Below are 14,771 nucleotides of genomic sequence, written 5' to 3' on the forward strand. Positions count from 1 at the left end.
TTATCATTAAATAATCATGTACTCCCAATTTAGAGTGGATTTGAACGAGTTGAAGCCCATTCATCCACAACTACAGCCAACAACCCGGTCAATGCCAAGGATACATGACCTGCATCAACCAGCTTATAAGTTTTATCCTCACTAGAAACTAAATCCATGATTGGCAAGCTTTGAGACTCTAAAACTAAATTATCATTTGATGAGGAAACAACAAGCATATTTGCTTTAATATTTTTCAAGTTTGCATTTTTATCCCCAACAATTAATTCACCCTTTACAAGCTTGTTCTCTTTAAAGAAATCATTCGATAATTGTCTGAATGCTTCACCTGCAAAAGAGACCTGATCAGTACTCCATTTATTCATTCGACGCCATTTATCCACATAGCGCTGATCATGCGCTCGATTTAAAAGCGTGGTATAGTGGCTAAAATAAATTGGCGCTGAAACTGCGCGGAACATAGCTTCTACATAAGAAGCCGGGATATTACCATAAACATCAACCAAGCGGTTGACATTAAAATCTCCATTTTTGAGACCCTCTGCCCATTTTTCCGGTCCTGCGAAGGAACTAAAATCGATTGGAACAGTGGCAACAATCAGGTTTTTAATCGGTTCTTCCGCAATGGAAGCGTAAACAGAAGCAATCGTGCCGCCTAAACAATAACCCACCAATGTTATTTCCTCAGCATCAGAATGACGGAGTGCCCTCTTAACGGCTGTTTTTAAATACTTTTGGATGTATGTATCCAGTCCAATTTTCTTATCTTCATGTCCTGGTGTACCCCAATCTAATAAATACACATCATAACCACGATTTGTAAGACCCTCAATCACACTCGCCTTTGGGGCAATGTCTAGAATATAGGGTTTATTAAATAAGGAATACACGAAAAATAAAGGAATTCGATATTTTGTTTGTTTGGCAGGGTAATGCCATAAAACTGATTTATTCTTTCTCCAAACCTCAGTCCTTGGAGTATGCCCGATTTTCGGTTCAGGTTCATTTAATAGTTGATAAACATGCTTCCAACGATTCATTTCTTTCTCATAATCAAATTCTGAAACTAGATCCTTAAACGATAATTCAACTGACACTTTTTCGAGCTCCCTTCAGCTCTATTTTGCTGAATCCACCCCAGCTAAGGCTGGTTCTACCTGTTTACCTTTTTCAATTAGATTTTTTAGTATCTCAAATTCATCTTTAAAATTATTTAATTTCGTTAATTCGAGCTTCATCTCTTGCAGTTCCCTTTGTACGTCTTTAGAATCAGCCTGTTCTTTTTTCGTTTTCATTAATTCAGTTTTTAGTTGTTTAGTCAGTTTAATAATTTCCTTGGCTACCTCAACAACACTTTCAATTTCTTTACTTTGTGATTTCACTGAATCCTGTAAATTCCAAATTTGTTCCTCAAGCGATTCTATTTTTTCTTCCGTTTGAATCGTTAACGAAGCCAGATTCGCCAAGTCATTTTTAGTGGGAATATTGAGTACACTAGCAAGTGCTTCCTGGTTTTTCCTAAATATTTCAAGGGTCCGAGAATGCGCTTCAGACCCATCATTTGACATTTTTACAAATTCATTGTTATTTGACCATAGATAAATAAAATCATTTATCTGTTTTTCCCACAATTCACTATACTTTTTAAAAGAATCATATCGATCATTCGGTCTTTTTGTTGACATTTAAGCCCACCTCATAATTTTAAGATTTTGTTGAATCCGTTACATTCTTCATATATTGCTGAAATGGAAAAATTGCTGACTTTACTTGATTTGCAAAGAGGTCTACAAATTGTTTTTGATTTTCATATAAAACATTGGTTGTACTCTTCACACCTTCAATATATTTCTCTCTGCTCCTCTTTCTAAATGAAATATATTGTTCGACCATGTCTAAGTACTTGTCAATTGCTTGACCATTCGTTAAAGCACGAATAGGGGTTGTTAAAAGAGATGTTGCTTTATTCTGAATGTCATCAACAACTTGGTTTATTTCTTCATACGATTTGACTGGGTAAAAATGTTGAAAGGTAGTCGTGGTCATGAGTAATTCCTCACGAGCATATCTTTCCCAATCAGCAAGCTCTTTCTTAAATTGCTCCGTAATGGCTTTGCTATTTTCTTGGTTTCTTTTAATACTCTCAACATATTGTTTTGTTGCATTTAAAAATAATTCGTCGTGATGGTTTAAACGCCCTGCCCATTCATCCACCTCTTCAAAGGCAGTTCTCCACATTAATTCAAAACTTGAAAGCTGATTATCCATTTCTACTTCATTTCTTTTAGCCATGTTGTTTTTCCCTCCACTTTTTTAATCATTAAATAACATCTTTAATCCCTCTAACTCCATCTTCAACGTTTTTAATTTGGTAGCCTTTACATTTTCCACTTCATTTTCAAGTAAACCAAGCATCTCTTTTAGTGAATGATCGAGTGTTTTTAACTCGGTATTGCCCTTTTTCAACAACCTGTTAAGATTAAAAATTGTATCTTCCAGATTATCAATCTTTTCCTCACAAACTACTTTTCTTTCTGCAATTTCAGCATAATCATCTTTCTTTGGAATATCCAATTCCGTTAACAAGTTGTTGATAATCTTTTGTTGGACCACAACATGGTCTAAGTGGTTCTCCAAACACTTTCCAAGCGCATGTGTAAAAGTTAGACTATTGGTATATGTATGAATTCTCTGATTCCACTCTTTTTCTAGATTTTTGTAAAAAGTAGCTGGATCTTGATGCCGTGATTCCATAAACTCCCTCGAATCTAACCGCTTAGTATGATGTCTGTTATTGCTTTTTTCCTCGTATAATATTATATCAATTTATATCATCAATTTACTAGGATATTTTTAGATTTTTCCACTTAATCAAAATAAATAAAAATTTTCATATAAGAGTTTGTCATATGTTAAAGGATTTTTTAATAAAAATGAGAATATATAGTAAAAAAGGAGTTGTTTAGAATGCCAATTACGAAGGCTAATGGGATTGATTTATATTATGAAATTCATGGTGATGGTGAACCGTTACTTTTAATTATGGGGCTGTCACTTACATCTAAATCATGGTTTAAAACACTACCAGCCTTAAGTGAACAATATAAAGTAATCTTGTTTGATAATCGTGGAGTAGGTCAGAGCGGAAAGCCTAACTCCCCCTATTCAATTGAACTAATGGCAGAAGATGCTAGAGCTGTTTTGGATGCAGCAGGTGTAGAATCAGCTCATGTCTACGGCATTTCAATGGGTGGAATGATTGCCCAAAGGCTAGCTATTCAATATCCAGAGAGAGTGAGGTCGCTTATCCTAGGCTGTACAACATCTGGAGGAGAAAAACATGTACAACCTGGTGCTGAGGTCTCCATGTTAATGCTATCTAGAGGTTCTTCTACTGCCACACCTGAGGAATTGGCATGGGCAACTGCCCCAATTCTTTATAGTCAATCTTTCCTCGAAAATCATAGAGACCTAGTGGCCGATGATGTACAAAGACGAATTGAGGAACCGGTCTTTCCATATGCCTATATGCTTCAGCTTCAAGCCTGTGCTGCGCATGACACCTACAATGAAATTGAACAAATAAAGGTACCTGTTTTGGTCATACATGGTGATGCGGATAAATTAGTACCCTATGAAAATGGAGAAACACTGGCTGAAAAAATACCAAATTCCGAATTCCTGACCATAAATGGTGCCGGTCACATTTATTTTACAGAAGCCAATGATTTAGTAAATAATAGTGTGCTTGAGTTTCTAAATAATCAATAAGGAAAAAAATGCCCAATTCAATTGAATGGGCATTTTTATTATATTTCTATTACTTTATAATTTTAATGAAAAATCAATAGTTTTATAGGCAATAAAAAAGGTTGCTAAAGAAAACACTGCCTCTTTTAAACCAAATATGAAAATAGAGCTGCTAAAAATAAAAAAATTAATAAACATAACAATTTGTCCAATTGAAAACGTGGAGCGTTTATTAAATAAAATAGCCAAAACCTCTGTACCATCTAAAGAGCCTCCAAATCGAATAACAATCCCTACACCTAGTCCTAAAATCACCCCTCCTAAGACGATTACTAGAAATGGGTTATTTGTTATAGAGGGATATGGTTCTAGAACATGAGTACCCAATGAAAGAACGGAAATAGCAAAAAGACTTAGAATTAGAAATCTTTTTCCAAGATAAGAATATCCTATAAAGAAAAAAGGAGTATTTAACAGGAGGAGAGACAAACCAATCTCAATACTGGAGATATGAGAGAGAATAATGCTTACACCAACGATTCCACCATCAATTACATGATTCTTTATCAAAAATAACTGTAAAGAAATGGATACAAGTAAAGCACCGCAGAAGATGTAAAATAATCTTTTATAGAAATATATAAAGGCAGATCTGTAATAACTTAGATAATAATTAACTCTCTTCTTATACATATTCCGCCCCTTTTAGCTCAAATTATCTCTCCTTTGTATGGTTCATTATATTCTTCTTTATAAAAATAATGCCCGGCCAATTGGCAGGCATTCTACTAAATATTATTCAAAACCTTCCGGATTTAAATATCGAATATAATAGTAAGAGGAACATAGTAGCAGCTATTCCGGATCCTATTTCTATTAAAGGTATTTTCGAAAAGAGTATCGATGTTTGTCCTGATAACGAAGCACCTATGATAATTCCTACCAATATAATGCTAAAAGCCAGTAATACAATGCTGAAGGAGAGCCTGTTGCTTATACGATTAAGTTTTTTAAGGACAGGATCCATTTCTGGGGTTGTTATTTCAATCTGCATCTTGCCCTTTTTCATAACAGATGTAAACTCTTTGATGGTTTTGGGGAATTCTTGAAGGATATCCCCATATTCCGTAAAGTTAGACCAAGCAAACTCCGCCACATTTTTCGGCTTAAAACGCTCCATGAGAAGTTGCCGCCCAAATGGTTCAGCCACTGCTAAAATACTAATTTCGTGGTTAAGTTTTTCAACGGTCCCCTCCAAAGTGAGTAGCGTTTTTCCTAATATCGTTAAGTCTGTTGGAATCTGGATTTTATGACGATAAGCTACGGAAAAGAGTTCGTTAACAGCGGTTCCTACACTCATTTGACTAAAAGGGACATCGATGTATTTTTCCCGGAGCTTATCTACATCTGCATGTAACTGTTTCAACTCTACATCATCGGGAACCAAACCCATACTAATAATTGTCCTCACTACTTCTGCTGTATTTTTACGCATTAAAGCAATAACAAAAGAAGCAATGTGAGACCTCATTTCTGAAGTGATACGACCCACCATACCAAAATCCATAAAGGCAATAACCTGACCTGGAAGTGCGACTATATTCCCTGGATGTGGATCCCCATGGAAAAATCCATCTATTAATATTTGGTGAAATAATGCATTTACTACTTTTTCACCTAAAACCTTCGTATCATAGCCTACTTGGTCAAGCATATCTATTTCATTTAATTTAACTCCATCTATAAATTCCATCGTCAATACCTTTTTGGTCGTATATTCCCAATACACCTTTGGGATATGGACTTTAGAATCATTTCTAAATTGCTTATCAATCTTTTCAGCGTTTCTGCCTTCATTTTCATAATCTAATTCTTCTCGAAGTGACCTTGATAATTCTTCAACTATCGTCCGGATTTGGTACCTTTCCACCCAATCAATTCTACTTTCTGCAAGTCTAGCCAAATCCTGTAGAATTTCTAAATCTGTTTCAATTACACTTATAATATTGGGACGTTGAATCTTTACTGCAACACGTTCTCCTGTAAGCAAAACTGCAGAATGCACTTGTCCAATGGAAGCTGCAGCTAATGGTGTTTCACAAAATTCTGCAAATGAATTTTCGAGAGAATCAGCCAATTCCTGCTCTAGAATTCTTTTAACCTCATCAAATGAAAAAATAGAAACTTGGTCCTGGAGCTTTACAAGCTCTTGAAGGATATCATCAGGAATAATATCCGGTCTAGTGCTGGCAATTTGGCCTATTTTCACAAAGGTTGGACCAAGATCCTCGAGAAACAACCTAATTCGTTCACCTGTTGTTCTGCTATTCAGAGATATATTCCCTTCAACAAATACTCTTTTCGGTACCGATAACAAATCTAGGAGCCCTAATTCTTTCATTACAAAACCAAATCCATACTTGGTAAAGGCATAGACAATGTCTCGATATCGTTGAATATGGCGAATTTTTTTCTTAATCATCTATGTCACTCCTGTTGAACTATATTAATTAAATAGTTCCTCGAATCAAGATTCTCACTTTTACCAGGGATTTACAAGCTCATTCTACTATTGTTCGATTAAAAAACAAAAAGACGCACCGTTAACCGATACGTCTCGTCACCCATATTACTTTTTCAACATTTTATATACCTGCTCTACATCTTTATCACCACGACCTGATAGGTTAACGACTAGGACATCCTCTTTTGTTAATTCCTTAGCTAATTTAATAGCATAAGCAACGGCGTGTGAACTTTCTAAGGCTGGGATAATCCCCTCCGTTTTACTTAGCAGTAGAAATGCTTCTAATGCTTCCTGTCCTGTGACCGTAACGTATTCTGCTCTTCCACTTGTTTTCAAGTGGCTATGCTCTGGTCCAACACCTGGATAATCCAATCCGGCAGCAATCGAATAGGTGGGCTGCGGATTACCATTTTCATCTAAAAGCGTTAAACATTTAAAGCCGTGGATGATGGCTGGAGTTCCTTTTGTTAAGGTCGGTGCTTCTTCCGGCTCCACGCCAATTAAACGTACATATTTTTCATCTATATAGTGGGCAAAAGCACCTATGGCATTACTTCCGCCGCCAGCACAGGCAATGACCGCAGTTGGCAGTCTTCCTTCTTTTTCAATGATTTGGCGCTTTGACTCTTCACTAATAATAGCTTGAAAATGTTTAACCATCGTTGGGTATGGATGTGGACCAACCGCTGAACCTAATAAATAGAAAGTAGATTGATAGTTTTGAACTAGGTCAGCTAGTGCTTCATCAACTGCATCCTTTAAACGCCCTTGCCCTTTCTCTACTGGGATCACCTTCGCCCCTAATAGTTCCATTCTAAAGACATTTAATGCCTGCCGCTCAGTGTCGAGTTTTCCCATATAAATAATACATTCCATTCCAAACATTGCACATGCAGCAGCAGTTGCAACACCATGCTGACCTGCTCCCGTTTCAGCGATAATACGTTTCGCACCCATTCGTTTCGCCAATAATATTTGACCAATTGCATTATTTATTTTGTGGGCACCGGTATGATTTAAATCTTCCCGTTTTAGATAGATTTTTGCGCCGCCCATTTGTTTCGTTAAATTTTCTGCAAAAGTCAGCGGGTTTTCTCGCCCAACATATTCCTTAAGGTAATAGTTGAATTCCTCGATAAAATCCGGATCATCTTTATACTTTAGAAATTGTGTTTCCATCTCGTTCAGTACAAGCTGAAGCTCCTCTGGAACAAAACTACCGCCAAACTCACCAAAATAGCCTCTATTTTCTACACTAACTTTTTCCATACTCAGCTCGTCTCCCTGCTACTATAATTTTAATCATGCCTAGAGTTGAAATTATTATAGTATATGTTTACAGAATATTCAAATAAAATATTTATTCATATCTCAGTGATTCAATTGGGTCTAATTTGGATGCCTTATTTGCTGGAAGCAGTCCAAACACGATACCTATCACCATCGAAAAGACAACACCACCTAAGACAACCTGCCACGATATTAATGATGGCCATCCAGCAAAAATACTTACGATACTAGCTGTCCCCCAACCAAGAAAAATTCCGAGAATCCCGCCAATTAATGTTAGCGTCATCGATTCAATTAAGAATTGTGTTAAAACCTGACCTCTTGTTGCACCCAGTGCCATTCGTATTCCTATCTCTCTTGTCCGTTCAGTTACGGAAACGAGCATGATATTCATCACACCAATACCGCCAACGAACAACGAGATACCAGCAATGCTTCCGATAATAAGGGTCATGATTCTTGTAATCTGTCCAATTCCAGCGGCGATTTCTTCCATATTAAGTACCTGATAGGAATCTTCCGTATTATGCATATTGTTTAATATTCTAGCTGCCTTTTTGCCTGCAGCCTGCAACTGGTCTGAAGAGTCTGCTTGAAGCGTTACCTGCGTATAGTCACTACTTCCATATATGGTTCGCCATGTTTGAAAAGGTAGATAAATCTCCATTGAACTAAACGAAAGGAGGCCTGTCGGTTTTTCTAATACACCAATGATTTCTATCGGCTGATTCGCGACAGTGATTACCTTCCCAACAGGATTATCACCTTTAAATAATTCTTCCTGGATGACATGACTTACTAACCCTACTCGACGGCCTCCTAGAAAATCTGAAGTGGAAAAACTTCTCCCTTTTTCAACTTTCATTTCATTCAATTTTATATATGCTTGATTAATACCTGTTGAAGACACATCAGCGGTTTCCTGCTGAAATCTGATAGATGACATTTGCGTGCTCGAGGCGACAATGCTTTTAATCTCCTGTATTTGTTCAAGAGCCCGAATATCCTCCTGTCTAAATGGAGCCTGTAGGAAAATGTTTGGATTTGCACGGATTTCTTCATCAGAAGGCTGATAATACAGTTCTACCGTATTTCCTGGACCTGTGATTTGTGTTTTAAGCATCGCTTCTCCGCCCTGACCGATTGCCACTACGATTATAACGGCTCCAACTCCAATAATGATACCAAGCATCGTTAAAATACTTCGCATTTTATGCGCTTTTAATGAACTTAACGCCATCAAAAGATTTTCCATAAAACTCATTCAGACACCCCCATAATGGATGCTGAAGGAATCTGAATCATCCCATCTCGAACAAATATGGTACGCTTCGCATACTCTGCCACTTCAGATTCGTGGGTAACAATAATTACCGTAACGCCCTCTTCCTCATTTAGTTCCCTGAATTGCTCCATAATATCAATACTTGTCTTTGAATCAAGTGCACCCGTCGGCTCATCTGCTAGAATAATTTTTGGTTTATTAACAATGGCTCTAGCGATGGCGACACGCTGCTTTTGTCCGCCGGATAAGGCATTTGGGAGGTGATCCATGCGGTCGGATAATCCCACTTTCATTAATGCTTCTTCTGCTCTTGCCTGGCGTTCCGATTTGGATACTCCTGCATAAATCATGGGAAGCTCCACATTTTTCAATGCCGACAATCTGGGCAGTAAATGAAATTGCTGAAATACAAATCCGATAGATTGATTCCGTACCCTTGCCAGTTCATTTTCATTATAATGTGAAACATTTTCTCCGCTAAGGAAGTAGTTCCCAGCAGTTGGTTTATCTAAACAGCCAATCATATTCATTAAGGTCGATTTTCCTGAACCAGAAGGACCCATGATGGCAACAAACTCCCCTTGCTCAATAGTCAAGGTTATATCATTTAATACATTAACGCTCTCTTTTCCGAGCACATAGGTTTTGGTAATAGATTCTAGCACGATCATTTTACGGTCACTTCCATACCGCCCTTTATTGAATCAGGTCCGTTAATGATGACTTGATCTTCTTTTGATATACCCTCTAAAATTTCTATCTTAGTCCCTGAAGTAATACCCGTTTGAACGGTTTTCTTAAAGGCTTTGCCATCTTTCACAATATAAACATGGGGCTGATCCCCATCATCATATAAAGCGTCTATTGAAAGAACATTTGCTTGTTTTTTGTCTGTTTCAATTTCCATGATGACTTGGAAACCTGGCTTTAATGTTTTAGTATCGCCTGTAAGCTTAACCGTTAATGGATATTGGACAGCCTGACTTCCATTTTGGAGAGCAGTTTGATTTTGTACTGGGAGAAGGGCTATCTTTGTAATCTCCCCCTGCCATTCTTGATCTAGAACAGCATCTGAGCGAAGAATAACCTTCTGTCCGCTGATTACCTTCAATGTGTCATATTCAGACAACAGTCCGGTTGCTACGATTGCATCAAGCTTACCAATATGTATAATAGGTTCAGCCATGCTGTTTTCGAGAGAGGATGAATCTGGCTTATTAACGGATAGAACAACACCGTCAATTGTACTCCTAATCTCTAACTCACTTTGACGTTTTTCAATCATATCCTTTTGAAGTGTTGTTTGTTTCAAATCCAGATTGGCAAGCTTCTTTTCCATATCGAGCTGCTCATATTCTGGCTCAAGCTGCTTTTTCGCTTCCTCTTTCCCCACCTGGTCAGCAAGTGTCTTTTCTTTCTCTTTTAAAAGCTTCAATTGTTTATCAAGTTGGTTTATTTTCAGATTAGCAGATTCAATAGACAGCTTATTTTGTTCCATTTCTAGTTCCAGTTGTGGATTTTGAAGCTTTGCTACTACCGTGTCTTTCTTAACTTCCTGACCCTCTGCTACAAGAATCTCATTAAGTTCCCCTTTTTCTGGAGAAGCATAAATAATTTGTTCTTCTTCGAGTTTTACTGTACCTGGAATCATTAACGTAGAGGAGATTTCCTCTTGCTTCATATTAGTGGTTTCAACGGAAGGTCCTTTTGCAAAAACCTCCCGATAAACACTGACAGAAATCATGATAATGACCAAGCTGATAACGCTAATTATGAGCCATGTTTTCTTTTTCATCTATATTTGGGCGAGAATACCCCGACTTCACCGAAGTCGGGGAGGAATCGCTTGCCCTCCTCCCTTCTACTAATAATGTAGTGGCATACTCCATTTTTTTTAGCTTTTTATAACTGGCAGAAGCATGAATTTTTGTCCCATCTAACAGGCGAAGATCAAAATATCCACTACTTCGTCTGCCAAAGATAAAGCAAGACTGACCTTCGTAACACACCTTATCAAAGAGTTGAAACCCCTTGACTAAGCGTTTTGCCTTATTGGATTTTCGTTTGCCACCTTTAAGCGTATTCGCTTTATGCAACTGTCGGTTGTTCTTGCGCACGCATTTCCATAAATAAGTGGTATCGGTTGGCACAGCTAATGGATGACCACTGATACAACGAGCGTCTATACAGTGCTCTTTTGCTAACCCATGGGAAATGCGGGTATGCTTCGTCTTATATCCATACGTCAATTGGGCATCAGGATAACCATTCTTTAATCCATTATAAATAAACCAACGCATGACAGTCATTTGTGATGCATCTCGTAATGGTTTGCTTTTCCGTTGAAATAAATGTTCCAGCCCTTTTTGATGAAGTTCGGTATGACAACTTTCACATAGCGTTAGCAAATTATCAGGGCTGTTCCCTCCTGTTTTACGGCTTTCGATGTGGTGAACATTAAGGATTTTGTCTTTCTTTTTGCCTTTGCACCATTGACAGGTATGTCCGTCACGGTAAAAGATGTATTCTCTTGTATTCCAAAAACCCATTTGGCCGCCTTGTTGGTATTCTTCTCCCTGAATAGTAGGGTTTTTGAGTAATTGTGTATCAAATTGAGCGACTTCTATTGTTAAGTTGGTCACGGGGAGAATCCTGTGAATTAAGTTAACCAATTTGATGTGGGCATCCACCTTGTTTTGTACCGAAGGAGCAAGCCATCCAACCTTCCGTGTACGATTTAAAAATCGCGGTTGGCGGTAACGGGTGGTTCGGCTTCTTCTGGTACGACGGAATTGTGAGCGAGTGGCTAACAATTCCTGGATGTCAGTGCGAAGTTGGACTTCCCCTTCAATCAACACTTGTTTTTCCGTGGCAGCAGATAGCCCAACATGCTTGGTGCCTGTATCCACACCTAATGAAATGGGTTGTTTGTAGCCACTGCTTCCATAAATTAATTGAATCGTAAAAGGTGTAGGTTTTACAACCTTCGCTTTTTGTTGTTTTAAAAGAATCCTTGCTTTACGTGGAGAACATGGCATAAGCGGTTCTCCGTGCTTGTTTATCACATACACGAACATAGCGTGTGCCTCCTTTTGGAGTGATTGCCTCATACCCAATGTTGAAAAGGCTTTTTGAGCTTACAGCACCGCTCCTACCCATCAGAGCTTTTAACTATAAGCGACAGAGCCACGGACTTGAGGAGCATCCGTAGGTGTCATGACCTAACCAACGTAGTCTGCAAGAGACTGAGGGTAGTCAATAAGAACTTTTGCAAGTCCACACTTCAGCCGTTAAGCAAGTGTTGGGTTATTGACTACAGCATCGGCGCTCCTTGAAACAAACTACCGATTAAAGCAAAGCCAATTCCGATTAAGAAGAAAACTATTGCAATTGTCCACGATAGTCCCTTTGATAATAGGGCTGTTTTATGAAGTCCAATAGCCGTTACGATCATAGTCCAGATTGTGAATATTTCAAATGAACCTAAAATACCCGCTTTTTCTTGATTAAGTAACCCTGCTAAACTAGTAACATATATTTCTGGATTCCCGCCAATAGCATATCGAATCGCAGTATTTAGAATGACTCCAGCTGCACCAATCACCATGATATACGTATTCATTGAAAATAATTGTTTAAATGTAGCGGGAGAATTAGCAATCTTGGTAATAATTAAGTGAATTGCACTACTGATGAGGACACCAATAATTGGTGTAAGGATACCTGTTATTGCAACTGTTATTTTTGTAATACCTAAGACGAGATTAACTTGATCTTCCGGAACCCCCTGGTCAATTAATGTTGAAGCATCCATGGATAACGCCATTAATGTCATTCCAATTGCATATAGAATACTAACAATTAAGAGCGGTACCCAAATTTTTGGAGTCTGCTTAATCCTCTCAAACTGTTCACTCGGACTCGTAAACATTCCTAATAATGAAGGCTTTTGTTCCTTTGTAATGATTTCTGTTTGATTTTCCATTATTACACCCCTGTTTCCAATTATGTAAAATCTTCCTTTTAATTATACGACAAAGTAGGAAGAAGGTTTCGTCTTTTCTAATGCTTTACTAATAATTTACTACTACTTTAATCTTGAGAAGTAATAGGATATTTAAAAAGGTTCTTTAAAAATGAATTACAATCATGATAGTGATAATATTAATAATGACTTGAAAGGAGAGATATGCGTGAAAATTGTAGCACTTGTGGGTAGTAATCGGAAGGAATCATTTAACAAAAAATTAGCTGTATATATGCAAAATCGGTATCAAACGACGGCAGATATTGAAATTCTGCCGATTGAAAAACTACCGATGTATAACCAAGATGATGAGCTGACACCGCCAGAAATCGTAACCGAGATTAAGAAAAAGGTGGCTGAAAGTGACGGTGTTCTTTTTGTAACACCTGAGTATAACCACTCTATTCCTGCCTTTTTAAAAAATGCAATTGATTGGTTTTCTCGTGTCGATAAAGTAATGGTAAACAAACCTGTCATGATTGTCGGCAGTTCACCAGGGGCATTAGGTACGGTCCGTGCGCAAATGCATTTACGGCAGATCTTAAATTCTCCTGGTATATCTGCATTAACACTACCGGGAAATGAAGTATTTATTGGTTCAGTTCATGAAAAACTCGACGAATCTGGAAAACTGGTTCATGAGCCAACAGTACAGTTCATTGATACTGTGATGGATAACTACATAAATTGGATTAAAAAACAAAGTAGATAAAGGCAAATACGCATGGATACCTATATCCATGCGTTTTGCATTGTGCTAAATCTAATTTGAGTGATTCATTTCTTTTTCTAACTGTTCAATACGTGCGTCAATCGTTGTTTGATTATATGAACGATTTACTTGATTCTCCAGACTGTCGATGTAATTTTCAATTTCTGCGAATCTTGAGACCGATTTATCGGAGTAAGAGTTAGATTCTAATACCCGATCGATTCGATGGTTAGCTCTTGTTACGTTTTCACGTCCCATCAGATCCATGCGACGAAGCTGCATATCTTTTAGTTTGTTCTTCATTTCTCCATGCTTTTTTTCTAGGCCTTCAAGCTGACCTTTTACTTGCTCAAGCGATGCTCTTACTCTTTCTGCACGATTAGAATATAATTGCTGCTCCTCTGAGGCAAATTGATAAAGCTCAGTTTCTCCAGCTTTTAAAGCAATTTCAGCTTGATATTTCCTTTTTTCAGTTAACTGCTCCGCATGGTATAACTCTTTTGTAAACTCATCCTTAAGTGCAACTTGACGCTCCAAGAACTTTGCAACCTTTTCGGTTTCCTGTTCGCATTGGCGAAGGTATTGATTCAGTAAAGCAATTGGATTTTGTTTTTCCTTTTTTTCAAGGGCCTCATTTAAGTCAGATGTTATGGTATTTTTAATTCTTGTAAAAAGGTTTGTCATTTATTTTCTCTCCTTTGATTAGTAATTTTTTATTTCGTTCCATTGCTTTTCAAAATTTACAAATGGATCAGCTTCTTCTTTAATTACAGCGTGTTTGCTGGAATTCCAGTTTTTATAAATAAGATAAAGAATGTAGGCAGCCACTACACCGATAATGGCAGGTGCATTAGAAATAGAAGCCATTAGAAAAATAACCCCGATAATTCCTAGCGCAATTTTCCCTCCAGCTGATTCTGCTTTTAAAAACTGTTTATAGATGAAATATAGTATCGCCAAACTTATTAATAACCCCACCATCGGACCAAGTGTAGAAAGTAAGATGATCCCGGCAATTCCTCCTGCTAAAACTAAACCAAATTTTTTCATTTTGTTTTCCTCCTTTGTTTTCTTGATATCATCTTACCTTTTTTCAGCGTTTCACATAATTGAACCTGAGCTTGATTTTCGATTAGGTCTAGAGATGTAGAAAGGGTCAGCCCCCTAAGGAAACTGACCC

The 14,771-nt window shown here is 37.6% G+C and carries 16 protein-coding genes; 2 read left to right on the forward strand and 14 right to left on the reverse strand.

From position 1 onward, the window contains the following. Positions 1-29 precede the first annotated feature (29 nt). Genes J2Y03_RS07670 through J2Y03_RS07685 form a run of 4 tightly spaced genes read right to left on the reverse strand, consistent with a single transcriptional unit; the run spans position 30 to position 2,754 of the window. Positions 30-1,097 (reverse strand): alpha/beta fold hydrolase, encoded by a 1,068-nt coding sequence (locus J2Y03_RS07670; RefSeq protein WP_310192528.1) that lies wholly within the window; start codon positions 1,095-1,097, stop codon positions 30-32. Positions 1,098-1,118: 21 nt separating this feature from the next. Further along, entirely contained in the window at positions 1,119-1,685 is a 567-nt protein-coding gene (locus J2Y03_RS07675; RefSeq protein WP_310192529.1) for a polyhydroxyalkanoate biosynthesis repressor PhaR, read from the reverse strand. 19 nt (positions 1,686-1,704) lie between these two features. Then, the gene (locus J2Y03_RS07680; RefSeq protein ID WP_310192531.1) at positions 1,705-2,292 is read right to left on the reverse strand and encodes a hypothetical protein; all 588 of its coding nucleotides are present in this window, start codon (positions 2,290-2,292) and stop codon (positions 1,705-1,707) included. A gap of 21 nt (positions 2,293-2,313) precedes the next feature. Then, positions 2,314-2,754: a hypothetical protein gene (locus J2Y03_RS07685; protein ID WP_310192533.1), complete on the reverse strand. Its 441-nt coding sequence runs from the start codon at positions 2,752-2,754 to the stop codon at positions 2,314-2,316. 213 nt (positions 2,755-2,967) lie between these two features. Between J2Y03_RS07685 and J2Y03_RS07690 the strand changes: the two genes are divergently transcribed. Next, positions 2,968-3,771 (forward strand): alpha/beta fold hydrolase, encoded by an 804-nt coding sequence (locus J2Y03_RS07690; RefSeq protein WP_310192534.1) that lies wholly within the window; start codon positions 2,968-2,970, stop codon positions 3,769-3,771. 54 nt (positions 3,772-3,825) lie between these two features. Here J2Y03_RS07690 and J2Y03_RS07695 read toward each other — a convergent pair whose 3' ends face one another. The 8 genes from J2Y03_RS07695 to yknW form a co-directional block, all read right to left on the reverse strand. Next, entirely contained in the window at positions 3,826-4,443 is a 618-nt protein-coding gene (locus J2Y03_RS07695; RefSeq protein ID WP_310192535.1) for a YitT family protein, read from the reverse strand. Positions 4,444-4,549: 106 nt separating this feature from the next. After that, positions 4,550-6,232: an ABC1 kinase family protein gene (locus J2Y03_RS07700; RefSeq protein ID WP_310192537.1), complete on the reverse strand. Its 1,683-nt coding sequence runs from the start codon at positions 6,230-6,232 to the stop codon at positions 4,550-4,552. Positions 6,233-6,379: 147 nt separating this feature from the next. Then, positions 6,380-7,546 (reverse strand): tryptophan synthase subunit beta, encoded by a 1,167-nt coding sequence (gene trpB, locus J2Y03_RS07705; RefSeq protein ID WP_310192540.1) that lies wholly within the window; start codon positions 7,544-7,546, stop codon positions 6,380-6,382. Positions 7,547-7,637: 91 nt separating this feature from the next. Next, the gene (locus J2Y03_RS07710) at positions 7,638-8,831 is read right to left on the reverse strand and encodes an ABC transporter permease (RefSeq protein ID WP_310192541.1); all 1,194 of its coding nucleotides are present in this window, start codon (positions 8,829-8,831) and stop codon (positions 7,638-7,640) included. After that, positions 8,828-9,523 carry an ABC transporter ATP-binding protein gene (locus tag J2Y03_RS07715; protein WP_310192544.1) on the reverse strand — a complete coding sequence of 232 codons (696 nt, stop codon included), beginning with the start codon at positions 9,521-9,523 and terminating at the stop codon, positions 8,828-8,830. The genes J2Y03_RS07710 and J2Y03_RS07715 overlap by 4 nt, the downstream gene beginning before the upstream one ends. Continuing rightward, the gene (locus J2Y03_RS07720; RefSeq protein WP_310192547.1) at positions 9,520-10,647 is read right to left on the reverse strand and encodes an efflux RND transporter periplasmic adaptor subunit; all 1,128 of its coding nucleotides are present in this window, start codon (positions 10,645-10,647) and stop codon (positions 9,520-9,522) included. Before J2Y03_RS07720 ends, J2Y03_RS07715 begins: the two co-directional genes overlap by 4 nt. Then, entirely contained in the window at positions 10,619-11,962 is a 1,344-nt protein-coding gene (gene iscB / locus J2Y03_RS07725; protein ID WP_310192550.1) for an RNA-guided endonuclease IscB, read from the reverse strand. The genes J2Y03_RS07720 and iscB overlap by 29 nt, the downstream gene beginning before the upstream one ends. Positions 11,963-12,165: 203 nt before the next feature. Further along, complete coding sequence (yknW, locus tag J2Y03_RS07730) at positions 12,166-12,837, reverse strand: YknW family membrane protein (protein WP_310192552.1); 672 nt, start codon at positions 12,835-12,837, stop codon at positions 12,166-12,168. 208 nt (positions 12,838-13,045) lie between these two features. On the opposite strand from yknW, the gene J2Y03_RS07735 reads away from it, so the two are divergent. Next, positions 13,046-13,591, forward strand: a complete 546-nt coding sequence (locus tag J2Y03_RS07735) for an NADPH-dependent FMN reductase (protein ID WP_310192553.1) — start codon at positions 13,046-13,048, stop codon at positions 13,589-13,591. Between the two features lie 51 nt (positions 13,592-13,642). On the opposite strand, the gene J2Y03_RS07740 is transcribed toward J2Y03_RS07735, so the two are convergent. Together J2Y03_RS07740 and J2Y03_RS07745 are read right to left on the reverse strand one after the other, a co-directional pair. After that, positions 13,643-14,275 carry a PspA/IM30 family protein gene (locus J2Y03_RS07740; protein WP_310192556.1) on the reverse strand — a complete coding sequence of 211 codons (633 nt, stop codon included), beginning with the start codon at positions 14,273-14,275 and terminating at the stop codon, positions 13,643-13,645. A gap of 18 nt (positions 14,276-14,293) precedes the next feature. Continuing rightward, entirely contained in the window at positions 14,294-14,641 is a 348-nt protein-coding gene (locus tag J2Y03_RS07745) for a lmo0954 family membrane protein (protein WP_310192558.1), read from the reverse strand. Between the last annotated feature and the right edge of the window lie 130 nt (positions 14,642-14,771).

Origin of the sequence: Neobacillus niacini, from assembly GCF_031457145.1 — a bacterium.
Taxonomy (GTDB): Bacteria; Bacillota; Bacilli; order Bacillales; family Cytobacillaceae; genus Neobacillus; species Neobacillus niacini_J.